This window comes from Enterobacter sp. KB-280D8, assembly GCF_041399405.1.
GTDB lineage: Bacteria > Pseudomonadota > Gammaproteobacteria > Enterobacterales > Enterobacteriaceae > Enterobacter > Enterobacter cloacae_N.
Map to the genome: position 1 here is coordinate 409,662 of NZ_JBGKEC010000004.1, position 22,904 is coordinate 432,565.

General features: G+C 53.3%; 24 protein-coding genes. 9 read left to right on the forward strand and 15 right to left on the reverse strand.

Annotation, left to right across the window (positions count from 1 at the left end):
* Positions 1–482: 482 nt before the first annotated feature.
* Positions 483–1,892, reverse strand: coding sequence for a PAAR domain-containing protein (locus tag AB8818_RS14885; protein WP_192981767.1), 1,410 nt, complete (start codon positions 1,890–1,892; stop codon positions 483–485).
* 10 nt (positions 1,893–1,902) lie between these two features.
* On the reverse strand, positions 1,903–2,613 hold the full coding sequence (locus tag AB8818_RS14890; RefSeq protein ID WP_192981765.1) for a hypothetical protein: 711 nt from the start codon (positions 2,611–2,613) through the stop codon (positions 1,903–1,905).
* A 758-nt stretch (positions 2,614–3,371) separates the two neighbouring features.
* Here AB8818_RS14890 and AB8818_RS14895 point away from each other — a divergent pair.
* Positions 3,372–4,709, forward strand: coding sequence for a hemolysin family protein (locus tag AB8818_RS14895; RefSeq protein ID WP_028015283.1), 1,338 nt, complete (start codon positions 3,372–3,374; stop codon positions 4,707–4,709).
* 76 nt (positions 4,710–4,785) lie between these two features.
* On the opposite strand, the gene AB8818_RS14900 is transcribed toward AB8818_RS14895, so the two are convergent.
* Positions 4,786–4,992 carry a DUF1107 domain-containing protein gene (locus tag AB8818_RS14900; protein WP_008501430.1) on the reverse strand — a complete coding sequence of 69 codons (207 nt, stop codon included), beginning with the start codon at positions 4,990–4,992 and terminating at the stop codon, positions 4,786–4,788.
* A gap of 324 nt (positions 4,993–5,316) precedes the next feature.
* On the opposite strand from AB8818_RS14900, the gene AB8818_RS14905 reads away from it, so the two are divergent.
* On the forward strand, positions 5,317–5,874 hold the full coding sequence (locus AB8818_RS14905) for a YtfJ family protein (RefSeq protein ID WP_192981762.1): 558 nt from the start codon (positions 5,317–5,319) through the stop codon (positions 5,872–5,874).
* Here AB8818_RS14905 and cysQ read toward each other — a convergent pair.
* Positions 5,868–6,608, reverse strand: a complete 741-nt coding sequence (gene cysQ / locus AB8818_RS14910) for a 3'(2'),5'-bisphosphate nucleotidase CysQ (RefSeq protein ID WP_192981759.1) — start codon at positions 6,606–6,608, stop codon at positions 5,868–5,870. The genes AB8818_RS14905 and cysQ overlap by 7 nt on opposite strands.
* 190 nt (positions 6,609–6,798) lie before the next feature.
* On the opposite strand from cysQ, the gene AB8818_RS14915 reads away from it, so the two are divergent.
* Positions 6,799–8,742 carry a bifunctional 2',3'-cyclic-nucleotide 2'-phosphodiesterase/3'-nucleotidase gene (locus tag AB8818_RS14915; protein WP_192981756.1) on the forward strand — a complete coding sequence of 648 codons (1,944 nt, stop codon included), beginning with the start codon at positions 6,799–6,801 and terminating at the stop codon, positions 8,740–8,742.
* Between the two features lie 87 nt (positions 8,743–8,829).
* Here AB8818_RS14915 and AB8818_RS14920 read toward each other — a convergent pair whose 3' ends face one another.
* Positions 8,830–9,216 (reverse strand): helix-turn-helix domain-containing protein, encoded by a 387-nt coding sequence (locus AB8818_RS14920; protein ID WP_116343595.1) that lies wholly within the window; start codon positions 9,214–9,216, stop codon positions 8,830–8,832.
* A gap of 84 nt (positions 9,217–9,300) precedes the next feature.
* Between AB8818_RS14920 and AB8818_RS14925 the strand changes: the two genes are divergently transcribed.
* From AB8818_RS14925 to AB8818_RS14935, 3 genes are all read left to right on the forward strand, one after another.
* The gene (locus tag AB8818_RS14925; protein WP_192984728.1) at positions 9,301–10,149 is read left to right on the forward strand and encodes an SDR family oxidoreductase; all 849 of its coding nucleotides are present in this window, start codon (positions 9,301–9,303) and stop codon (positions 10,147–10,149) included.
* A gap of 81 nt (positions 10,150–10,230) precedes the next feature.
* Positions 10,231–11,055, forward strand: coding sequence for an AraC family ligand binding domain-containing protein (locus tag AB8818_RS14930; RefSeq protein WP_192984726.1), 825 nt, complete (start codon positions 10,231–10,233; stop codon positions 11,053–11,055).
* A gap of 75 nt (positions 11,056–11,130) precedes the next feature.
* The gene (locus tag AB8818_RS14935) at positions 11,131–12,096 is read left to right on the forward strand and encodes a DMT family transporter (RefSeq protein WP_116343598.1); all 966 of its coding nucleotides are present in this window, start codon (positions 11,131–11,133) and stop codon (positions 12,094–12,096) included.
* Between the two features lie 79 nt (positions 12,097–12,175).
* Here AB8818_RS14935 and AB8818_RS14940 read toward each other — a convergent pair whose 3' ends face one another.
* On the reverse strand, positions 12,176–13,825 hold the full coding sequence (locus AB8818_RS14940) for a methyl-accepting chemotaxis protein (RefSeq protein WP_116343599.1): 1,650 nt from the start codon (positions 13,823–13,825) through the stop codon (positions 12,176–12,178).
* Between the two features lie 244 nt (positions 13,826–14,069).
* Between AB8818_RS14940 and ytfE the strand changes: the two genes are divergently transcribed.
* Positions 14,070–14,732: an iron-sulfur cluster repair protein YtfE gene (gene ytfE, locus AB8818_RS14945; RefSeq protein WP_192984724.1), complete on the forward strand. Its 663-nt coding sequence runs from the start codon at positions 14,070–14,072 to the stop codon at positions 14,730–14,732.
* An 86-nt stretch (positions 14,733–14,818) separates the two neighbouring features.
* Here the strand turns inward: ytfE and cycA are convergent, their stop codons facing one another.
* Together cycA and fklB are read right to left on the reverse strand one after the other, a co-directional pair.
* Positions 14,819–16,228: a D-serine/D-alanine/glycine transporter gene (gene cycA, locus AB8818_RS14950; RefSeq protein ID WP_116343601.1), complete on the reverse strand. Its 1,410-nt coding sequence runs from the start codon at positions 16,226–16,228 to the stop codon at positions 14,819–14,821.
* Between the two features lie 311 nt (positions 16,229–16,539).
* Complete coding sequence (gene fklB, locus AB8818_RS14955; RefSeq protein ID WP_008502892.1) at positions 16,540–17,160, reverse strand: FKBP-type peptidyl-prolyl cis-trans isomerase; 621 nt, start codon at positions 17,158–17,160, stop codon at positions 16,540–16,542.
* 233 nt (positions 17,161–17,393) lie between these two features.
* On the opposite strand from fklB, the gene AB8818_RS14960 reads away from it, so the two are divergent.
* Positions 17,394–18,038, forward strand: a complete 645-nt coding sequence (locus AB8818_RS14960; protein ID WP_192984722.1) for an OapA family protein — start codon at positions 17,394–17,396, stop codon at positions 18,036–18,038.
* A 46-nt stretch (positions 18,039–18,084) separates the two neighbouring features.
* Here the strand turns inward: AB8818_RS14960 and AB8818_RS14965 are convergent, their stop codons facing one another.
* From AB8818_RS14965 to rpsF, 5 genes are all read right to left on the reverse strand, one after another.
* Positions 18,085–19,014, reverse strand: coding sequence for a DMT family transporter (locus AB8818_RS14965; protein WP_192984720.1), 930 nt, complete (start codon positions 19,012–19,014; stop codon positions 18,085–18,087).
* Positions 19,015–19,165: 151 nt separating this feature from the next.
* On the reverse strand, positions 19,166–19,615 hold the full coding sequence (rplI, locus tag AB8818_RS14970; protein ID WP_192984719.1) for a 50S ribosomal protein L9: 450 nt from the start codon (positions 19,613–19,615) through the stop codon (positions 19,166–19,168).
* A gap of 41 nt (positions 19,616–19,656) precedes the next feature.
* Complete coding sequence (gene rpsR / locus AB8818_RS14975) at positions 19,657–19,884, reverse strand: 30S ribosomal protein S18 (protein WP_000135199.1); 228 nt, start codon at positions 19,882–19,884, stop codon at positions 19,657–19,659.
* Between the two features lie 4 nt (positions 19,885–19,888).
* On the reverse strand, positions 19,889–20,203 hold the full coding sequence (priB, locus tag AB8818_RS14980) for a primosomal replication protein N (RefSeq protein ID WP_028015270.1): 315 nt from the start codon (positions 20,201–20,203) through the stop codon (positions 19,889–19,891).
* A gap of 6 nt (positions 20,204–20,209) precedes the next feature.
* Positions 20,210–20,605 carry a 30S ribosomal protein S6 gene (gene rpsF, locus AB8818_RS14985; protein WP_014068637.1) on the reverse strand — a complete coding sequence of 132 codons (396 nt, stop codon included), beginning with the start codon at positions 20,603–20,605 and terminating at the stop codon, positions 20,210–20,212.
* Positions 20,606–20,945: 340 nt separating this feature from the next.
* Between rpsF and yjfY the strand changes: the two genes are divergently transcribed.
* Complete coding sequence (gene yjfY, locus AB8818_RS14990) at positions 20,946–21,221, forward strand: DUF1471 family protein YjfY (RefSeq protein WP_116343604.1); 276 nt, start codon at positions 20,946–20,948, stop codon at positions 21,219–21,221.
* Between the two features lie 140 nt (positions 21,222–21,361).
* Here yjfY and AB8818_RS14995 read toward each other — a convergent pair whose 3' ends face one another.
* Complete coding sequence (locus tag AB8818_RS14995; protein WP_192984717.1) at positions 21,362–22,048, reverse strand: L-ribulose-5-phosphate 4-epimerase; 687 nt, start codon at positions 22,046–22,048, stop codon at positions 21,362–21,364.
* Positions 22,041–22,901 carry an L-ribulose-5-phosphate 3-epimerase gene (locus tag AB8818_RS15000; RefSeq protein ID WP_116343606.1) on the reverse strand — a complete coding sequence of 287 codons (861 nt, stop codon included), beginning with the start codon at positions 22,899–22,901 and terminating at the stop codon, positions 22,041–22,043. The genes AB8818_RS14995 and AB8818_RS15000 overlap by 8 nt, the downstream gene beginning before the upstream one ends.
* Positions 22,902–22,904 lie beyond the last annotated feature (3 nt).

The following is a 22,904-nucleotide window of genomic DNA, read 5'->3' on the forward strand; positions in this document are numbered from 1 at the left end:
GGAGGACTGAGATTTGATTATTTTGTGCTCTAAAAACCAGTAACCTAATCGCTTTGTATTCACGTACAAGAAAAGCCGCTTTAGCGGCTTTATAAAAAAGACTTAGAGTAATAAGTAAGATGTTATGATGGTTGTACAAAACAGAACAATCATTATTAAGAATAAAGTGAACTTAATTTTTAGCCACGATACTTCCTCGCTAGGTAAATTTTTGATGAAATCATAATGTTCGGGGTTCATATTTCTCACAGGAAAACTTCCCTTTTTAAAAGCAAATGGGAAGATGAAGTACATATCTTTTTGAAAAGCTAAGAATATCCCCCCTGCTTGTGCAAGGATTATACCTGCGGGTACGTATCCAAATCGTTCTTTAAAAAGATCGCACAATAAAAGATGTTGTTTATTCTTCGTCACCGAATATGCACATGCTACAATTGTCGATAAAACAAACAATATGAATATGATAGCAGATACAATTTTCATCATTTTCCTACTGTGTTATAAATTATTTCACCATATTCTTCGCCTTTGTCTGAGAGATACTCTCCGCCTACATACCCCCCACCAGTACCAAGAATTACACCACAAGCTAATGCACCTGCTCCGGCAACTTCTATTGTTAAAGCCCCCAAAATGACAGAGCAGAGGCCAACACCAGTAGTACCGCCAGCATAACTACCAGCAAGCCCCCCTACAAAGCTACCTATTTCCGTGTATTTCTTTTTAGTACATTCGCTTTCACGACCAACAGAACAAGCCTCATTTATTTCATTGATAGAATGCAAAGCACTAAAGCCGATCCCGACATAACCAACATATCGCATAGCTGCTACATATTTTGCCGCTCGCTCTATATGTGTAGCGTAGCCATCAATATCACTTATTCCCGTTTCATTCCATTTATGAGTTATCGATTTAGTTGATAAACCAAGAGCACTTTTTAAGTTGTTGTACTCACCAAGTTTCATACCTTTATTAAGGAAGCCGACTTTAAGTACATGATCAAGTTCCTTGAATAGTTGAGCACGTCTTACATAGAACTGTTCACCAATCAAAGCCCCTCTTGTCATGTATGTATTCTTGTACGTTTCCTGAATTTCTTTCAGGATTTTCTCTATATTTTCGAAATACTTCCCAACAGGTTCAGCAGCAAGCCCTATTCCTTTATCGGCGATGTTGCTAAAGTTAGCTATTGTTGCATAGTGATCGTGTAAGAAGTTAGCCTCTTTATGCGTAAGCGGTTCTAATGCTGTATCAATACGTTGTTTAGCGACCTGCATATGTGCGATCTGATCACTGTCCTGTTTTTCTGGATCAACAACAAGTAGGATAGAACCAGCTTTGTATTCCTTACCTTCTCCATTAAGTGAACGGTAAAGTTCGCGTGTTCCTGCTGGCGGTTCACTTTCGAACAGATATCTTTCATAGGCTCCAGTTTCAGCACCGTAAGGAAGTACACAAAAGCCAGCATCTACTGGTTCACGTTTAGTTTCTTCCTTATGTGGTTTTTTAGCTGTCTGGGCGTGCTGTACGGGTTCTTCCGCTTTTGTTGGTGCAGGAACAGCTAAAGGGGCAGCAGTAACTACAGGGATAGCCTTAACTGCTTTCTTTTCCTCGACCCAATAGGAAGCATTTGGGAATGACGAAATGAAACTTGCGTTACAGGGGCATGTACTACGGCTATGCAAAGTACCTGCTGCGGCAACTCCATGAATCGAGTAAGTGGGGATACCACCTGCGATATGGTATACCTTGCCATCTTTACCACAAGAGACAGAATCGCCATTTCTCGCGGTTGCAATCCCTCCAAAGCTGTGATTTGGGGAACCTGAAAGAATACTACCGCCGCACGTTGTCTTGTCGCCAATCCTCAGAAAATGACCAGTAGCCATAGAATCATCCTTAATGAAGTTTGTTAGCAGGTTTAGAACCATTCACTGCCAGAGAAGATACGATCCACATTTGCTTTTCGATGGAATAGGTGGATACACAGTATTGCGTTGCAGGGCTGATCATCGGTATTGCGGTGACAAGTGCCGTTGATACAGCATTACGAGCGTGTTCTTTGATGAGATCGAGAGGTTGAGAGTTCAGGATCTCCATTGATTCACAGTAGCTGGGAAACTCTTCATGCCAGTAACCATTCATCCCGTCGAACAGGGATTCATCGAATTTCAGGATTACCTTGTTTGTGATGGGATCTAAGCCGTCACCGATAGGGAATGATTCAGGGAATTGCAGAGTTCGGTATAGATCAGATTGCAGTATTAGGTTTCTGAAATCGTCGATTGAGAACCCAAACACAAGCATCATGCCATAATGTGATTTATGCGCTTTCGTGTTGATCATCATTTCTGTAATGTTCAGATCAGAGAATGGGTAAACCTTCCATTCCGACGGGGTTTCTGCCTGATTAAGTACTTCAGCAGCAATTGCCGCATCAAGAATCGAAGTGTAAAGAGCCATCCCCTGAACATCGCCACCGCCAACCCACTGAGTCTCTAACCACTGAACCCCGTCATCATTTACTGTCATCCGGGCAACTGAAAAAAGTAAAGTTGGGCTGATGTAATCGTTTGTACCAGGTGCATAAAAATGAATCTTTTTGGTCATAACGTCCTGTACTCGTGTTGTTTTTTTTGACTCTAATTCTCACATTAACATTACGGTTTTGTACAGAGGTTGAGCTATTGACCTCACGTTTTTGCCATAAATACATAAAACAGAAAGTACTGAGATATCATTTAGTTGCTCTTAAAAAATGGCTACTTTCGCGACCTCGTGCCAGTACAAACAGTTATTGAGATTGATCGAGCACCATATACGCTGGCTGGCACATGCAGCCCCGATTCCACACGGTTGGTCTTAATGATCGACATTAACGATCTATTGTTGGCTTATCCCTGGCCCTTAGGAGCATTTTTCGTATTCGCCATTAGCAGGAAGTGCCTTATAAAAACCTCAGAGAGTTCTACGACACGGCGCTAAGCCACATTTTTGTCCTGGGTCCTAAGACTGACTCGGATTAGTTTTCCAACTAATCGACACTGCCACATAGCCACATAAAAGAGCGTTGAGAGGAAGCCGTCCAGACCCAAAAAATGCACATTTCGCTGTATAAAGATTGGATAAAGATCCGGTAAAGATTGCATGAAAACCCTCTTTAAATGAAAATGGTTCTCATCAAATCCCAAGTACAACACTTATCGATACTTAAGTGCCAAAAACGTGACCTCTGGCAGGTTTACATCTCTTTACGCTATACTACCGCTGAAATAATCGGCTCAACGCTACGAGCTGACGTTCTACGTGTTTTCACACAAATGGTATCAACTCCCCTTCTGAGGATCTGGCGTGAAGCCGGATAAACTATGTTAAACAGTATTTTAGTAATACTTTGTCTGATTGCCGTCAGTGCATTTTTCTCGATATCTGAGATCTCGCTGGCCGCGTCCCGTAAAATCAAACTTAAGCTGCTTGCCGACGAGGGCAACATCAATGCCACCCGCATCCTGAAAATGCAGGAAAACCCCGGCATGTTCTTTACCGTGGTGCAGATTGGCCTGAACGCAGTCGCCATCCTCGGCGGTATCGTAGGGGATGCAGCGTTTTCTCCGGCGTTTTATAGCCTCTTTGTGAAGTACATGTCCGCTGAGCTTGCCGAACAGCTGAGCTTTATTCTCTCCTTCTCGCTGGTAACCGGCCTGTTCATCCTTTTTGCAGACCTGACCCCGAAACGCATCGGTATGATTGCGCCAGAAGCTGTGGCTTTGCGTATCATCAACCCGATGCGCTTCTGTCTGTACGTGTTTCGTCCGCTGGTGTGGTTCTTCAACGGCCTGGCGAACGTGATTTTCCGCATCTTTAAGCTACCGATGGTGCGTAAAGACGACATCACCTCTGACGATATTTATGCGGTGGTGGAAGCCGGCGCGCTGGCCGGGGTGCTGCGTAAGCAGGAACACGAGCTGATTGAGAACGTGTTTGAACTGGAATCCCGTACCGTGCCCTCTTCCATGACGGGCCGTGAAAACATTATCTGGTTCGATTTACATGAAGATGAGCAGAGCCTGAAGAACAAAGTGGCGCAGCATCCGCACTCTAAGTTCCTGGTCTGTAATGAAGATATCGACCACATCATCGGTTACGTCGACTCCAAAGACCTGCTGAACCGAGTGCTGGCAAACCAGAGCCTCGCGCTTAACAGCGGCGTACAGATCCGCAATACCCTGATTGTGCCGGACACCCTGACGCTCTCAGAAGCGCTGGAAAGTTTCAAAACCGCCGGGGAAGACTTCGCGGTGATCATGAACGAATACGCGCTGGTGGTGGGCATTATCACCCTGAACGACGTGATGACCACGCTGATGGGCGACCTGGTAGGCCAGGGTCTGGAAGAGCAAATTGTCCAGCGTGACGATAATTCATGGCTGATTGATGGCGGCACACCAATTGAAGACGTGATGCGTGTGCTGGATATCGACGAGTTCCCGCAGTCCGGCAACTACGAGACCATCGGCGGCTTTATGATGTTTATGCTGCGTAAAATCCCGAAACGTACCGACTCGGTGAAGTTCTCCGGCTACAAGTTTGAGGTGGTGGATATTGATAACTACCGGATCGACCAGCTACTGGTGACGCGCATCGACAACAAGCCGACCGTGCTGGTGCCGAAGCTGCCGGACGCGGAAGAGAAAGTGTCGGCGTAACGTTCCTGCCCCCCACAAACATCAACGGCTCCCATCGGGAGCCGTTTTTCTAACTACTTACTGCATAGCACGTTGGTTAAGCCATCTCAGTTTGCAGACGCATAACCTGACGGTTGACTTCGGACATCACAGACAGGTGCTGTTTGTCCTTCACTTTTGGGACAAGGATCTTGCCCTTATCAAACTCAAAAGCGCCAACATCCTTGATGTACAACCGTCCACGGAACAGGATCTTCACGTACTTCGCCACCTGAAGCGGGTTGTAGCGTTGGAAAATTTTCATTCTTGTATCTCCTGCGAATCATACGCTCTTGCGGTGCCACAATCGGCCCGACTGTCCTGAGCGCAAATTTTGATGCCCAATGACTATAGACCAGAACTACGGTGTTACCCAGTGTGCATAAGTTTATTTACCGTTTGATTACAATTATTCAGAATAATCTTTGCAAAGCGTGATAGAGAGCAGTATAAGCCGTCGTTTTTTCATGGATATGTGCGTTCGCCCGCAAACTGGCATCGGGATTGCGGGAAAACCACATTGATCGCACTTATGATTAAAAGCGTATGACCAAGTGGTCGGATCACCTGCAAACAATAAGGAAACGCCATGACCCTACGTAATATCCTTGCAGCAGCTTGTCTGCTGCTGCCCCTGTGGGCTTGTGCTCACAACATTGAAAAAGGACAACGTGTACCGCCAGTCGGCATTGCAGACCGGGGAGAATTGAATCTCGACAATGATAAGTTTAGCTATAAAGCCTGGAATAGCGCGCAACTCGCGGGCAAAGTGAGAGTTGTACAACATATTGCCGGTCGTACATCCGCAAAAGAGAAAAATGCCAACCTGGTGGAAGCGATCAAGGCCGCAAAATTCCCTCACGACCGCTACCAGACCACCACGATCGTGAACACCGATGATGCTATTCCGGGCTCCGGGATGTTTGTGCGCTCGAGCCTTGAGAGCAATAAAAAGCTCTATCCGTGGTCGCAGTTTATCGTCGACAGCAACGGCATCACCCGTAAGGCCTGGCAACTGGAGGAAGAGAGCTCTGCGATTGTCGTGCTGAACAAGAACGGTCGCGTACAGTGGGTGAAAGACGGGGCGTTAACCCAGGAAGAGGTGCAGCAGGTTGTCGACCTGCTGCATAAGCTGCTGGCTCAATAAATAGAGACGCGGAAGCCGGGGTTGAGGAAGGATTCGCGCGGGGTGTAGTCCAGCGGCTTGCCCTGCCAGTCATGAACGTGCGCCCCGGCGGCCGCAGCCACGGCGTGACCTGCCGCAGTATCCCAGACGTTGGTTGGCCCAAAGCGCGGATACAGCTGCGCCTGACCTTCCGCCACCAGGCAGAATTTCAGCGACGAGCCAATCGAGGTAGTCTGGTGTTCACCCAGCTGTTGCAGGTACTCCTGCAGCTCTCTGTCGCTGTGCGAGCGGCTGATCACCACCAGCGGTGGACGCGCATCGCGCACCTGGATCTGCTTCCGTACGCCGCACTCCTCTTTCCAGGCCTTGCCTTCTGCGGCGCTGTACATCACGTTCATCACCGGCGCGTAGACCACGCCGAGCACCGCTTTGCCCTTCTCAATCAGGGCGATATTGACGGTGAACTCACCGTTGCGCTTGATGAACTCTTTTGTCCCGTCCAGAGGATCGACCAGCCAGTAGCGCTGCCAGTGCTGGCGCTCGTCCCAGCTTTGCGGCGCTTCTTCAGACAGAACGGGGATCTCCGGCGTTAGAGCCTGTAATCCTTTCAGGATCACCTTATGCGCCGCAATATCCGCCGCCGTGACCGGAGAGTCGTCGGCTTTGCTGACCACCTCCATAGGTTTACTACCGTCATACACCTGCATGATGGCATCTCCCGCATCCCGTGCGAGCTGACAAATTTTATCTAGCATTCTCCACCTCTTTGTTAACGCAGTGAGGTTAACTCTTTGTTTTAGTTATATCGTAATGTGAACAATTCCGCTATCTGTGAAGCAATTCCGGTTTCAGGACGCTTTTTTCTGTCAGGATTCACATTTCTGTAAGCAACAAGCGATAGATACATACTCTTTTGTGGTCTGCATCGAAAAAAGGACTCCTCTGATGATTAAGTTTAGTGCAACGCTCCTGGCAACGCTGGTTGCAGCAAGCGTACAGGCGGCGACGGTAGATCTGCGTATTCTGGAAACGACCGATCTGCACAGCAATATGATGGACTTCGATTACTACAAAGATACCCCTACGGAAAAATTCGGACTGGTACGCACAGCAAGTTTGATTAACGCCGCGCGCGGTGAAGTAAAAAATAGCGTGCTGGTGGACAACGGCGATCTCATTCAGGGCAGCCCGCTCGGCGATTACATGGCGGCGAAAGGCCTGAAGAAAGGCGAGATCCATCCGGTTTATAAAGCGATGAACACGCTGGATTATGCCGTCGGTAACCTGGGCAACCATGAATTCAACTACGGCCTGACATACCTGCACGATGCGCTGGCCGGCGCGAAATTCCCGTACGTTAACGCCAATATCATTGACGTTAAGACCCGGAAACCGCTCTTTACCCCTTACCTGATAAAAGAGACTGACGTTGTCGATCAGGACGGTAAAAAGCAGACGCTGAAAATCGGCTATATCGGCTTCGTACCGCCGCAGATCATGACCTGGGATAAAGCCAATCTCGACGGTAAAGTGACCGTTAACGACATTACCGAAACCGCGCGCAAATACGTGCCGGAAATGCGCGAAAAAGGCGCGGATCTGGTCGTGGTTGTCGCCCACTCGGGTCTCTCCGCCGACCCGTACCAGGCCATGGCTGAAAACTCCGTTTATTATCTGAGTGAAGTTCCGGGCGTTGACGCGATCCTGTTCGGCCACGCCCACGCCGTCTTCCCGGGCAAAGATTTTGCCAGTATCAAAGGGGCTGATATTGAGAAAGGGACGCTCAACGGCGTGCCGTCGGTGATGCCGGGCATGTGGGGCGACCATCTTGGCGTGGTGGACCTGGTGCTGAATAACGACGGCGGCAGCTGGAAGGTGACGCAGTCAAAAGCCGAAGCGCGCCCGATTTACGACGCTGCGGCTAAAAAATCTCTGGCGGCTGAAGATAAAAAACTGGTCGACGTGCTGAAGCACGATCACGACGCCACCCGCGAATTCGTCAGCAAGCCGATCGGCAAATCCGCCGACAATATGTACAGCTTCCTGGCGCTGGTGCAGGACGACCCAACCGTTCAGGTGGTCAACATGGCGCAGAAAGCCTATGCCGAACACTTTGTGCAGGGCGATCCGGATCTGGCAAAACTGCCGGTCCTGTCTGCCGCTGCGCCATTCAAAGTGGGCGGGCGTAAGAATGACCCGGCAAGCTATGTTGAAGTCGAAAAGGGCCAGCTGACCTTCCGTAACGCCGCCGATCTCTATCTCTACCCGAACACGCTGGTGGTGGTTAAAGCCACAGGAAAGGAGGTGAAAGAGTGGCTGGAGTGCTCCGCCGGACAGTTTAACCAGATCGATCCGACAAGCAGCAAACCGCAGTCGCTGATTAACTGGGACGGCTTCCGCACCTACAACTTCGACGTGATCGACGGCGTGAATTACCAGATTGACGTCACCCAGCCGGCGAAATATGACGGCGAGTGCCAGACCATTAATCCGCAGGCGGAGCGCATTAAAAACCTGACCTTCAACGGCAAGGCGATCGACCCGAATGCCACCTTCCTGGTGGTGACAAATAACTATCGCGCCTACGGCGGTAAGTTTGCCGGTACGGGGGATAGCCACATCGCTTTTGCGTCACCGGACGAAAACCGCTCGGTATTGGCGGCGTGGATCGGCGCAGAGTCGAAGAAGGCGGGCCAAATTCACCCGGCGGTGGATAACAACTGGCGTCTTGCGCCGATTCATAGCGAGACAAAACTGGATATCCGCTTTGAAACGTCACCGTCCGATAAGGCGGCCAGGTTCATTAAGGACAAGGCGCAGTATCCGATGAAGAAGGTTGCGACGGATGATATCGGGTTCGCGATTTATCAGGTGGATTTGAGCAGGTAAAAGCAAAACGGCAACGCACGTTGCCGTTTTTGGTGTTTGTTCCCTCTCCTTGTGGGAGAGGGGCATCAGGCCTCACATACCCGGCTTTTACGCCGCACGCTCATCCCGATTCGCCATCACCTTCGGCGTATTGACCTCAATCCAGTCTGCCAGCGCGGCCACTTTCTCACTGACCTCAATCCCCATCGGCGTCAGGCTATACTCGACATGAGGCGGCACGACCGGATACGACACGCGATCGACAAATCCGTCCTGCTCCAGCGCCTGAAGCGACTGGGACAGCATCTTTTCGCTCACCCCACCCATTTTACGGCGCAGATCGCTGAAGCGGTGCGTTCCCTCCTGCAGGGCCAGCAGAATCAGTACCCCCCAGCGGCTGGTAACGTGCTTGAGCACCTCCCGTGAAGGGCACTGTTCCGCGAAAAGATTGCCATCGCGCATTTGTTCGCTGAGCGTTGGTATCGTTGTTTTCATACTTACCTTTTTGTACGTACTTACTAAAAGTTAGCTATGGTGCTAGTGTGCCACAACACCAGACAAACACGAAGGAGATTCATCATGATCGCGATTACCGGCGCTACTGGCCAGCTTGGCCATCTCGTTATCGAGCAGCTGTTAAATACCGTACCGGCCAGCCAGATTGTGGCTATCGTGCGTAACCCAGCGAAAGCTGAAGCGTTGAGCCAGCAGGGCATTGTGGTTCGTCAGGCGGATTACACCGACGAAGCCGCCTTCACCGCCGCGCTGAGCGGTGTGGATAAGCTGCTGCTGATCTCTTCCAGCGAAGTAGGCCAGCGCGCAACCCAGCACCAGAACGTCATTAACGCCGCCAAAACGGCAGGCGTGAAATTTATCGCCTACACCAGCCTGCTGCATGCGGACAAATCACCGCTGGGTCTGCACGTTGAACACGTCGCGACGGAAAAAGCGCTGGCGGCGTCCGGCATTCCTTATGCCCTGCTGCGCAACGGCTGGTATACCGAAAACTACCTGGCGAGCGCGCCGCCCGCGCTGGAACACGGCGTGTTTATCGGTGCCGCAGGCGAAGGCAAAATTGCTTCTGCGACCCGTGCAGACTATGCAGCGGCGGCCGCCAAAGTCATCGCTGAAGAGGGTCATGCGGGCAAAGTATACGAACTGGCAGGCGACCACGGCTGGACGCTGAGCGAGCTGGCGGCGGAGCTCAGCAAGCAGAGCGGAAAGCCGGTAACCTATCAGAATCTCAGCGAGGCAGATTTCGCCGCCGCGCTGAAAAGCGTCGGCTTGCCTGCCGGGCTGGCAGATATGCTCGCGGACTCCGATGTGGGCGCGTCCAAAGGCGGTCTGTTTGACGACAGCCGTACCCTCAGCAAGCTGATTGGCCGTCCAACCACGTCGCTGGCGGAGAGCGTCAAAGCCATTTTGTAATTGTTACGGATTGGTTATTTTTTGTGGCATCCCCTCGGGTCATCTCTGATAATGAAACGATGACCCATGAGGAGGCTCACCGTGCAAGGCGTACCGGAACAGTTTATTGATGAGAGAGACAGAGCGCGCTTTCGCCACCTGGCGCAGCTGCCGGGCCTTGAACTCTATCACGCGCATATCTCTGACTACGCCTTTGAGCCTCACACCCATGAAGCCTTCGGGATCGGCACGATTGAAACCGGTGCCGAACGCTTTCGCTATCGCGGTACCCAGCATCTCGCACCTGAAAAATCCGTTGTTACCATGAACCCGGATGAGATCCATACCGGGGAATCCGCCACTGAAGACGGCTGGCGCTACCGGATGGTTTACATCGAGCCTGACCTGCTGGAAGAGGTAACCGGCATGCGCCACTGGTGGTTCAGCGACGTAACCCGCTATGACCCGCTGCGCTCGCAGCAAATCGGCAGGCTGATTTACGGCCTGTGGCATACGGACGACCCGCTGGCGCAAAAAGGCTTATTGCTGGATTTGATTGAGACCTTTCAGCCGTTAGCCCATCACGCGCCGGTAGTTCAGGAAGGTGCACACCGGTTCGAACGCGTGCGCGAGTATCTGCACGACAACTATATGCACGCCCTGACGCTGGACGAGCTGGCGAACGTTGTCTCGCTCAGCCCGTACCATTTCCAGCGCCAGTTCAAAGCCCATTTCCACGTTACGCCGCACCAGATGCTGATGGCCATCCGCCTGTGGCGCGCCAAAGCGTTCCTCACCCACGGCATGCCCGCAGCTGAGGTCGCCGCCGCAACCGGGCTGACCGACCAGTCGCATTTAACCCGCGCGTTTACCCGCCGCTACGGCATTACTCCCGTTCGCTACCAGAAGCAGGTCACCCGGCGCTAAAGCGCAATCTCATACAATACGTGCGTATTTGTCCCTCCTACACTGAGTGCAACGTGAATCAAACAGGATGGAAAAATGATTAGTGGCGTGTTGTATGCCCTGCTGGCAGGGATGATGTGGGGGCTGATTTTTGTCGGCCCGCTGATCGTACCCGAGTATCCGGCCATACTGCAGTCGACCGGACGTTACCTGGCGCTGGGGCTGATTGCCCTGCCCCTGGCGTGGCTGGGACGCGCGCGCTTGCGTCAGCTCAGCCGTCAGGACTGGGGTACCGCGCTGGCGCTGACCATGATGGGTAACCTGATCTATTACGTCTGTCTGGCAAGCGCCATTCAGCGTACCGGTGCGCCGGTTTCCACCATGATTATTGGCACGCTGCCGGTGGTCATCCCCATCTTCGCGAATCTGCTCTATAGCCACCGGGACGGCAGGCTGGCGTGGTCAAAAATGGCGCCGGCGCTGATGTGCACCGCTGTGGGACTGGTGTGCGTCAATATCGCCGAGCTGCGCCACGGGCTGGGCGATTTCAGCTTATGGCGTTACGGTTCGGGGATCGTTTTAGCGTTCGTCTCGGTAGCGTGCTGGGCCTGGTACGCCCTGCGCAATGCGCGCTGGCTGCGGGAAAACCCGGACAAGCACCCGATGATGTGGGCGACGGCGCAGGCGCTGGTCACCTTGCCCGTATCACTGGTGGGGTATGTCGGCGCGTGCCTCTGGTTAGGCTATCAACAGCCAGACTTCGCCCAGCCCTTCGGGCCGAGGCCGTGGGTGTTTATTGGCTTAATGGTTGCGATTGCGGTGCTGTGCTCCTGGGTAGGTGCGCTGTGCTGGAACATTGCCAGCCAGAAGCTGCCGACGGTGATTTTAGGGCCGTTGATTGTCTTCGAAACCCTTGCGGGACTGCTTTATACCTTCCTGATGCGCCAGAGCGTGCCGCCGCTGTTAACGGCCTGTGGAATATTATTGTTGGTCGTGGGGGTGGTGATTGCGGTGAGAGCGAAGCCGGAAAAACCAAGGGTCGTTCCGGCGTCGGAGATGTGAGCATTGCCCGGCGGCGCTGCGCTTGCAGGGCCTACAAAACCGTAGGCCCGGTAAGGCGTAGCCGCCACCGGGCAAGTCCTTAAAACGTTTCCCAGTTCCCTTCTGACGCCGCCGCTGCGGGCTGCGCTTTTGGCACATAGGTTTTCACCGGTGCCGCTTTGACCGCCTGGTTGCGGGTGATTTTGAACACCGCCACCGCTTCGTTCAGGCGTGCAGCCTGATCTTCCAGCGCGGCCGCAGCAGCCGCAGACTCTTCCACCAGCGAGGCGTTCTGCTGGGTCACGCGGTCCATCTCGGCGACCGCCTGGCCCACCTGGTCGATACCGCGGCTCTGCTCGTCAGAGGCAGAGGCAATTTCGCCCATGATGTCGGTCACGCGGGTGACCGCGTTGACGATCTCCGCCATCGTCGCGCCCGCTTCATTCACCAACTGCGAGCCTGCGTTGACGCGCTCGCCGGAATCATCGATCAGCGCCTTAATCTCTTTCGCCGCCTGTGCGCTGCGCTGGGCAAGCGTTCGAACTTCCCCTGCGACTACCGCAAAGCCACGGCCCTGTTCGCCCGCGCGCGCCGCTTCCACCGCCGCGTTCAGTGCCAGAATATTGGTCTGGAAGGCAATACCGTCGATCACGTTGGTAATTTGCGCGATTTTGCTGGAACTGGTCGCGATTTCATCCATCGTACGCACGACGCCTTCTACTACATTTCCACCCTTCTTCGCCGTTGAGGAGGCATCCAGCGCCAGACGGGAAGCCTGACGCGCGTTATCGGCGTTCTGCTTCACGGTGGCCGTCAGTTGTTCCATGCTGGCTGCCGTTTCTTCCAGAGACGCGGCCTGCTGCTCGGTACGGGAAGAGAGGTCGTTACTCCCGGCAGAAATTTCACCGGCGCCGGTGTAGATGGTATCCGCACCTTCACGCACCACGCCCACGGTGTTCGCCAGCGAGGTTTGCATCTCCTGAACGTTGCGCGCCAGAATAGCCATTTCATTCTTACCTTCAGCCTGAATCGGCTGGGTTAAATCCCCCGCCGCAATGGCGCGAATATGGTTAATCACCTCTTCCAGAGGCAGCAGCAGCACGCGGCGCATAGCGATCCAGCTGGAGACAATCACCACAATCACCAGCAGCATCACCGCAGAGAGGATCCACAGGATGCGTTTGTAGTCGCTTTCATTATCCTGGATGCCTTTATCGGTAAGCGTTGCCTGCGCTTCGCGCCACTCGCGGTAAACCGCCTGCATCGCGGTCTGTTTATGCTCCGCGTTCTGCTTGAACATCTCTTCCAGATTGCCCTGGCTCAGCAGGACGTTCATTTGCGTCAGTGTGGAGGAGTAAATGCGGTACTGCTCTTCGAGACGCTTGGCCAGATTCTCATCCAGCCCCGGCGTATTCGGCAGGGCGTAGTATTTATCGTAATGGGCTTGCGCATCGGCCAGCAGATTCTTCGCCGTGTTAACCAGCTCATTGAGCTGCCCACCGTTAATCTGAGAGGCCATGCTGCTTTGCAGGCGCAGCATCCCGCGGTTCAGCGTCACCCGCGCCTGATTCAGGCTGATCCACGCATCGGTAAACTCCGCGACGTTTTTACTGGAGAGCTGCGACACGGTGAAGTTGTCTTTATCGTTATTCAGCGCGTTAATAAAAATACCCGCGGAAATCACTTGCATGATGCCGAGCACAAGCAGCACCGAAATAAGAAGAGTAATGACTTTTATACGTTTAAACATACGTTGCCTTTGTTATATGCAGGTTTCTCTGACGAGTATCTATCGGCACGCGCGGCGGGTTGTTTACTGTTTCTCCACCTTTAAAAAGTTTCTAAACCACTTTCCTAAGTCCATTCAGGGAGTTAAACGGGACATTTTTTTGTGATCCCCGTCGCACTTTTTCCCTTCCCTCTAAAGGGTTATAGCGCCGCCATAAAGATGCATTTAATATGCATCTTATATTCTTGATGACGAGGTAACTGCTATGGCCTTTCGCGACCAACCCCTTGGCGAGCTGGCGCTCTCCATCCCTCGCGCTTCTGCGCTGTTCCGTAAATACGATATGGATTACTGCTGCGGCGGTAAGCAGACCCTGGCGCGAGCGGCCTCGCGTAAAGAGCTGAACGTGGAGGCTATCGAAGCGGAACTGGCACTTCTGGCCGAACAGCCTGTCGACAAAGACTGGCGTACCGCCCCGCTCGCGGAAATCATCGACCATATCATCGTGCGTTACCACGACCGCCACCGTGAGCAACTGCCTGAGCTGATCCTGCAGGCGACGAAAGTTGAGCGCGTCCACGCCGACAAGCCTTCCGTACCGCGCGGTCTGGCAAAATACCTGACCATGCTGCACGAAGAGCTTTCCAGCCACATGATGAAAGAAGAGCAGATCCTCTTCCCGATGATTAAACAGGGAATGGGCAGCCAGGCGATGGGACCCATCAGCGTGATGGAAAGCGAACATGATGATGCGGGCGAACTGCTGGAAGTGATCAAACACACCACCGACAACGTCACGCCGCCGCCAGAAGCGTGCACCACCTGGAAAGCGATGTACAACGGCATTAACGAGATGATTGACGACCTGATGGAGCACATCAGTCTTGAGAATAACGAGCTGTTCCCGCGGGCATTGGCGGGGGAATAAAAAAGCCCGGTGGCGCTAGCGCTTACCGGGCCTACAACGTCCTCGAACATAGGCCGGGTAAGCGTCAGCGCCACCCGGCAACATGCTTAACGCATGCCAGCCATACGTTTCTTGCCGATAAACAGCCAGCCCAGCCCCAGCGCGATAAACCACAGCGGCGTGACGATGAGCGCCTGACGGGTATCATCTTCCAGCGTCAGCAGCACCAGAACGAACACGAAGAACGCCATGCACACCCAGCACATCAGCTTGCCCAGCGGCATCTTGTAGATCGATTTCTCATGCAGGTGTGGACGCTGTTTGCGGTACACCAGGTACGAGCAAAGGATAATGGTCCAGACGAACATGAACAGGATTGCCGAGACCGTGGTGATCATAGTGAACGCGCCAATCACGCTTGGGTTCACGTAGAGCATCACCACGCCCCCCAACAGGCACATGCAGGAGAAGGTCAGCCCTTTCGCCGGCACCGCACGTTTAGACAGTTTCGCAAAGGCGCTCGGCGCCACGCCCTCCTGCGCCAGACCAAATAGCATACGGCTGGTTGAGAATACGCCGCTGTTCGCAGACGATGCCGCTGAGGTCAGTACCACGAAGTTAATCAGGCTAGCGGCAGCGGGCAGCCCTACCAGCACGAACAACTCAACGAACGGGCTCTTGCTGGGCACCACGGAGCTCCACGGCGTCACGGACATAATAATGATCAGCGCGAAGACGTAGAACATAATAATGCGCAGCGGAATAGAGTTGATGGCACGCGGCAGGGATTTCTCCGGGTCTTTGGTTTCTGCAGCCGTAGTCCCCACCAGCTCAATCCCTACAAACGCAAACACCGCAATCTGGAAGCCAGCAAAGAAGCCGCTGATGCCTTTCGGGAACCAGCCGCCGTCGTTCCACAGATGGGTAAAGGACGCCTGAACGCCCGTTGGCGACTGGAAGTGCGTCAATACCATCACCAGGCCCACAACAATCAGCCCCACGATAGCGACGATCTTGATCATCGCGAACCAGAACTCCATCTCACCGAACATTTTCACGGTGGCGAGGTTGAGGCTCAGCAGCAGAATAATCACCGCCAGCGAGGCGACCCAGTCCGACAGCCCCGGGAACCAGAACTGCGCGTAGGCGGTAATCGCCACGACGTCCGCCATTCCGGTGACTACCCAGCAGAACCAGTAGGTCCACCCGGTAAAATAGCCCGCCCATGGCCCGAGCAGGTCAGACGCGAAGTCACTGAAGGATTTGTATTCGAGGTTCGAGAGCAGCAATTCACCCATTGCACGCATCACGAAGAAGAGCATAAAACCGATGATCATATAAACGAAAATGATCGACGGCCCGGCAAGACTGATGGTTTTGCCCGATCCCATAAACAGCCCGGTGCCGATGGCACCGCCAATGGCGATAAGCTGTATATGACGGTTTGTGAGATTGCGCCGTAGCGACTGTTCAGACGTCGCCTCTTCTGCAGCGGCGACTTTGACCTGATCTACCATGTAATTTTTCCTGTTTATGCCTGTCTGTGTTGTTAAGGCTCTTCTGGCCTTTAAAAACGTCAAATAAATGACGGTCCCTTTGTAAGGGTTTATCGATATTAGGTAAGAATCGGCGGGATGAATACTATGATTTAGATATTATGTTAATAATATGTTGAAAGTGAGTGTCATATCACTCATACAGCGCGAAACAGCTCACAAAAATACACGCAACAGTTTCGTTTGCAAGATAAAATATTGATTCTGTCGTAACTATAGGTTTTATCACTATTTCCTCTCCCCGAGCGGAGAGAGGAAATAAGAAAAGTCGATTACAGGATTTCCAGCAGTTCGACTTCAAATACCAGGGTGCTGAATGGCGGAATGGACGCGCCAGCGCCACGCTCGCCGTAGGCCAGGTTGTGCGGGATGGTCAGTTCCCATTTGGAACCGACTGGCATCAGGGTCAGGGCTTCGATCCAACCCGCGATAACGCCGTTGACCGGGAATTCAGCCGGTTCGCCGCGCGCCACGGAGCTGTCGAACACGGTACCGTCGATCAGTTTACCGGTGTAGTGAACGCGAACGTGGTCGGTACGCGCCGGAATAGCGCCGTCGCCCTGGTTGATCACGCGGAACTGCAGGCCAGACTCGGTGCTGTTCACGCCTTCACGCTCGCGGTTCTCTTCCAGATATTTCACGCCTTCGGCTGCCATCTCTTCGAAACGCGCGCGACGCACGGCGTCAGCACGTTCGTGAATTTCACGCAGCGCACGGTGCACAACGTCAACCGGAACGGCAGGCTGTTTACCTTCCAGCGCGTCAGCGATACCCGCCACCAGCGCTTCAGGTAACAGACCTTCCAGGCCGGATTCGCTCAGCTGCTGTCCTACCTGCAAGCCGATACCGTAACTTGCCTGCGCTTCGATAGTGTCAAAAGTCGGGGTGGTCATGGGTTTTCCTTCCATCACATTTAAAGTAGCGGGCAGCATATCAGCCATGCCCTTATGGGTAAAACTTTGTCTTAAGTTAGGGTGACAAACCGCGACGAAACAGAAACAATAGAGGCAACCAGGATTAATCCCGAACTGATGTCACGGAAGTCGGGTTTGTTACGTCGTTCAGGCAGTTAGCGAACTATACTTCGAAGCACAGGATATAAAAGACGCGGAGCAGGAGGAGAGCCATGCCCGGGCGATTTGAACTGAAACCTACCCTGGCGAAAATCTGGCAGGCGCCGGACAATTTTCGCATTATGGACCCGCTGCCTCCTCTGCACCGCAGGGGGATCATCATTGGTGCGCTGATGGTCATCGTGGGCTTCCTGCTTCCTTCCGGCGGTGATGATGTCGATACCGCGCCTGTCACCCGCAATGCACAGCTGGATCTTCAGTCGCAAACGCGGCCGCAGCCTGACGCGCAGCCCATGCAGACACAGCTGGTGACCCCGTCTAACGATCCAGGCCAGGTCGCGCCGGTTGAACCTGAACCCGTTCAGGATGAACAGCCGCAGGAGCAGGCCGCGGCCCCGTCTGAGCCGCAAACCCAGCAGCCTACCGGCATTGAGCAGCAGTGGCGTTCCTATCGCGTGGAGCCGGGCAAAACGCTGGCACAGCTTTTCCGCGACCACAACCTGCCACCAACCGACGTGTATGCCATGGCTAAGGTTGAAGGTGCAGGTAAGCCGCTCAGTAACCTGCAGAATGGCCAGATGGTGCAGATTCGCCAGAATGCCAGCGGCGTGGTCACCGGGCTGACGATTGATACCGGAAATGGGCAGCAGGTACTGTTTACCCGCCAGCCGGACGGTAGTTTCATCAGAGCACGTTAATGGCATAGGCCGGGTAAGGCGAAGCCGCCACCCGGCACTTTTGTTCTCAGGCACTCCGTTTATTCACCCACCAGATCCCCGAGCAGACCAGCACCAGCGCAATCGCATATTTGATGTCCAGAATATTTTCGCCGAGAAAGATTGCGGAAAGCACCGTCCCTGCAACCGGAATGACAAAGTTGAACGGGGCAATCATGCTCACCCGGTTCACTTTCAGCAGTGCACTCCACAGGGCGAACGCCACGGATGAGAGCAGCGTCAGATACCCCAGCACCGCGACAGCCTTCATGCTGTACACTTCCAGCGTCCCGCCCGTGGCATAGCCTCCTGCAACCAGCGCAGCCCCGCCTATCGCCAGCTGCCAGCCGGTCATCACCGTTGGGTCAACAGTCTGGGAAATACGTTTCCCGTAAAGCGTGGCGGCAGAGAGAATAAAGGCCGCCAGCACCACGAAGCCGTCACCTTTCCAGACAAACTGGAAATCGCTTAACCCACTGTGGAAATTCACCAGCATCACCCCGGCAAACCCGAGAATACAGCCCAGCGTTTTGTTATAGCTGAGTTTGTCGTTGTGATAGATAAAGTGCGCCAGCAGCACGCTGAAGAAGGTTCCGGTGGCGTTCATGATTGAGCCATTCACCCCCGTCGTGTAGGCAAGCCCTACATAGAAGAAAGTGTACTGGATTGTCGTCTGGGTCAGTCCGAGGATCGTGAGCTGGCCAAACTGCCTGGGCGTGAGCCTGCCAATCGGTTTTCGCTGGGCCAGAGCAAACAGCAGCAGCAGCGCACCGGCAAACAGAAAGCGGTATCCGGCAAAAACAACTTTGGATGGGATGTCATCGGTCGCAATCTGAAAGAGTTCATAACCATTTTTAATGGCCGGGTACGAGCTTCCCCAGAGTAAACAGCAGAGCGTGGCGCAGGCATAGGCCACATTTCGACGGGCAAAGACGGGCGTGGGCAGAGCGGTATCCATGACAAATCTCATAAATAAAATTGCGTTTCATTTTATTATCTGAGAATGCGTCAGGAATAGCTACCATACAAGATAAAAAGAGAATGGCCGGTAGCCTTAAAAAAGCAAAACGCCGGCACAAGGCCGGCGCTTCGACGCGAGCAGAGTAAAATTACTCAGCTACAACGTTAACAACCAGTTTAGCGAACACTTCGCTGTGAACCTGGAAGTCAACTTCGTGCTCACCAGTGGTACGCAGAACGCCGTTCGGCATGCGAACTTCGCTCTTAGCCACTTTAACGCCTGCTGCAGTAACTGCATCAGCGATATCGCGGGTACCGATGGAACCGAACAGTTTACCTTCGTCGCCAGCTTTGGAAGCGATGGTAACAGTGCCCAGTGCGTTGATTGCTTCAGCGCGAGCGTTAGCAGCCGCCAGAACGTCAGCCAGTTTGGCTTCCAGTTCAGCACGACGTGCTTCGAAAAACTCTACGTTTTTCTTAGTAGCTGGAACAGCTTTACCCTGTGGAACCAGGAAGTTACGAGCGTAGCCCGCTTTAACGTTTACCTGTTCACCCAGGCTGCCCAGGTTTGCTACTTTATCAAGCAGAATAACTTGCATTACCTTATCCTCTTAAAGTCGTATTAATGGACCGTGCCCGATTACTGATGACGATCAGTGTACGGCAGCAGGGACAGGTAGCGAGCGCGTTTGATAGCGCGAGCCAGCTGACGCTGATATTTTGCACGAGTACCGGTGATACGGCTTGGGACAATCTTACCGCTTTCGGTGATGTAGTTTTTCAGCGTTGCGATATCTTTATAGTCGATCTCTTGAACGCCTTCCGCGGTGAAACGGCAGAACTTGCGACGACGGAAATAACGTGCCATATGGCTAGTCTCCAGTATCTATCAAATCAATCTGCTCGGCATGCAGAACCATTTTGCTCAGGCCGTTCTTTGCCTTATGGCAAGAGATGAACCCCTGAACGATTACTGCGCTACCGACCGTTAAACTGTGAGTAATGGCCTGGTTTTCGTGTCCGCTAATAATAACGGGCATTTGGCACCACGCCTGCCGGTGAAACCCGGCTTCCTCTTGCACAGAACGATGCTCAAGCACGAACTGGCAATGCGGAATTCCTGATGGACTGACCTTTCGAAGGGGAGCCCTGCATACGATGCCGGACAACGCCAGACGGTTGGTCATCAGAAATTACTCTTCAGAATCCCCAGCATCAGAATCATCTGCGGTTTCGTTTGCGAAATCATCGCGACGCTCACGGCGCTCGTCTTTCGCTTTAACCATCGGAGATGCTTCGGTAACTGCGTTTTTGGTACGCATAACCATGCTGCGGATAACGGCATCGTTGAAGCGGAAGGTAGTTTCCAGCTCATCGATCACTTCCTGCGGCGCTTCAACGTTCATCAGAACGTAGTGTGCTTTGTGCAGTTTGTTGATCGGGTAAGCCAGCTGACGGCGGCCCCAGTCTTCCAGACGGTGGATCGTACCTTCTGCACCAGTGATGGCAGCAGAATAACGCTCGATCATACCCGGAACCTGTTCGCTCTGGTCAGGATGGACCATAAAAACGATTTCGTAATGACGCATCGAATTGCTCCTTACGGATTATTCAGCCTCCTGTCTGGGTCAGCCGAGGCCCGGGGAGGCAAGGAACGTGTTAAAGGTCGGCTGAAAAATTGACGCGTCATAATACTTGCGCGCCCCTGGAAACTCAAGCTGATCGCACAAATAATTCGCACAAAGCGTAAAGCTGGTCTAAGTGGGTGATTTAATATTAAACGCATCCGGAAGCGTTGCTTTTTTGAACAACTGCATCAGAAATGGTCACGTATCCCCGCCGGATGAGTGATTACACTTTAATCAGAGACCCACTGAATTAAAGAAGGAGCATTCCCCTCTCACAGCACGCAGTCGTGGAGCGCATATCATGAAAAAAATCGCATTAGCCATAATGGCTGCGCTTTTGCTCAGTGCAAACGCGATGGCAGCCATCAAAATAGACGGCCGGCAGGCCAGAAACATGGATGATGTGCACAGCTTAGGCGTAATCTATATCAATCATAATTTCGCCACTGAAAGCGAAGCAGATCAGGCACTAAATGAAGAGACCGATGCCCAGGGCGCAACCTATTACCATGTGATGTTAACCCGTGAGCCCGGCAGCAACGGCAATATGCACGCCAGTGCAGATATCTACCGGTAATGCCTTAACGCTAGCACCAGGAAAGCCAACAACGAGAACATAGCCATAGTTGACGTTGCCCCCTGCCCGGGGGCTTTTTTTGTGAATGGCTCCGGAATACCACCGGTTACAACTGTTTTTTGGTATTCCAGAGCACTTATTCACTTCTGCCCGTAGTAGGCATTTGGGCCGTGCTTGCGCATGAAATGCTTGTTCATCAGGTAATCATCAATGCCCTGAAGCTGTGGATTAATGCCGCGGGCAATCCACGCCATTTTAGCCACCTCTTCCATCACGACAGCATTGTGTACCGCGTCGTGAGCATCTTTACCCCAGGAGAACGGACCGTGCTGATACACCACAATCCCCGGCGTATGCAGCGGTTCGCTTTCGCCCAACGTTTCGATAATCACCTTGCCGGTGTTGCGTTCGTACTCCCCTTCTACTTCAGCCTGCGTTAACGCTCGCGTGCAGGGAATGTCGCCAAAGAAATAGTCCGCGTGGGTCGTGCCCAGCGCCGGGATGGGCAGCCCTGCCTGTGCCCAGGCCGTCGCGTGCGTGGAGTGGGTATGCACCACGCCGCCAAGGGACGGATATCGCCGGTACAGCGCCAAATGGGTTGCGGTATCTGAAGAGGGACGCCATTTTCCCTCCACGACGTTTCCGTCGAGATCCACTACCACCATATCCTCTGCTTTCATGGTGTCATACGCCACGCCGCTCGGCTTAATCACGATTAGCCCCTGCTCGCGGTCGATAGCGCTCACGTTGCCCCAGGTGAACGTGACCAGGCCATAGCGCGGCAGATCCATATTGGCTTCAAAGACCTGCTGTTTCAGCTTAAGCATGTTCAACCTCCAGCAAACCCGCCCGCACCATCCGCTCGCGCACCCAGTCCCGCGCTTTTGCTACTTCCGCAGCCGGGTCGTCTGACGTTTCGCTCCACATCTCAATCAGGTAAGGCCCGCAATAGCCTGTCTGCCTGAGCGTCTCGAAGCACCGTTCAAAATCCACCACCCCGGTGCCGAACGGTACGTTTTTAAACACGCCAGGACGGGTATCTTTGACGTGCACCGCCACGATATGCCCGATGCCCGCCTGCAGCTCCATCTGTACGTCGTTATCCCATGCCGACAGGTTGCCGATATCCGGATAAAGCTGGAACCACGGGTTATTCAGATAGTGCGCGTAGCCCAGCGCCTTGCTGATGGAGTTCATCAACGGGTAGTCCATGATCTCCATCGCCAGCGTGACCTGCGCGCGGCTTGCCATCTCAACGCTCTCTTTCAGGCCGTCACGGAAACGACGGCGCGTTTCATCGTTGGCTTCCTGATAGTAAACGTCATAACCCGCCAGTTGGATCACGCGGATACCCACGTCCTGGGCAAAGCGAATGGCTTTGCGCATGATCTCCAGACCTTCAGCACGCACGGCATCATCTTCACATCCCAGAGGGAAACGACGATGGGCGCTCAGGCACATGGACGGCACGCGCACGCCGGTCTCGGCAATGGCGCTCACCAGCGCCAGACGCTGTTCGCGGCTCCAGTCCAGGCGAGAGAGACGCTCGTCCGTCTCATCCACTGACATTTCGACAAAATCGAAACCCAGCTGTTTTGCCAGCTGTAACCGCTCCAGCCAGCACTCCCCCGCAGGGAGTGCCTTTTCATAGATGCCAAGCGGGACCTGTTTTGACAACATACC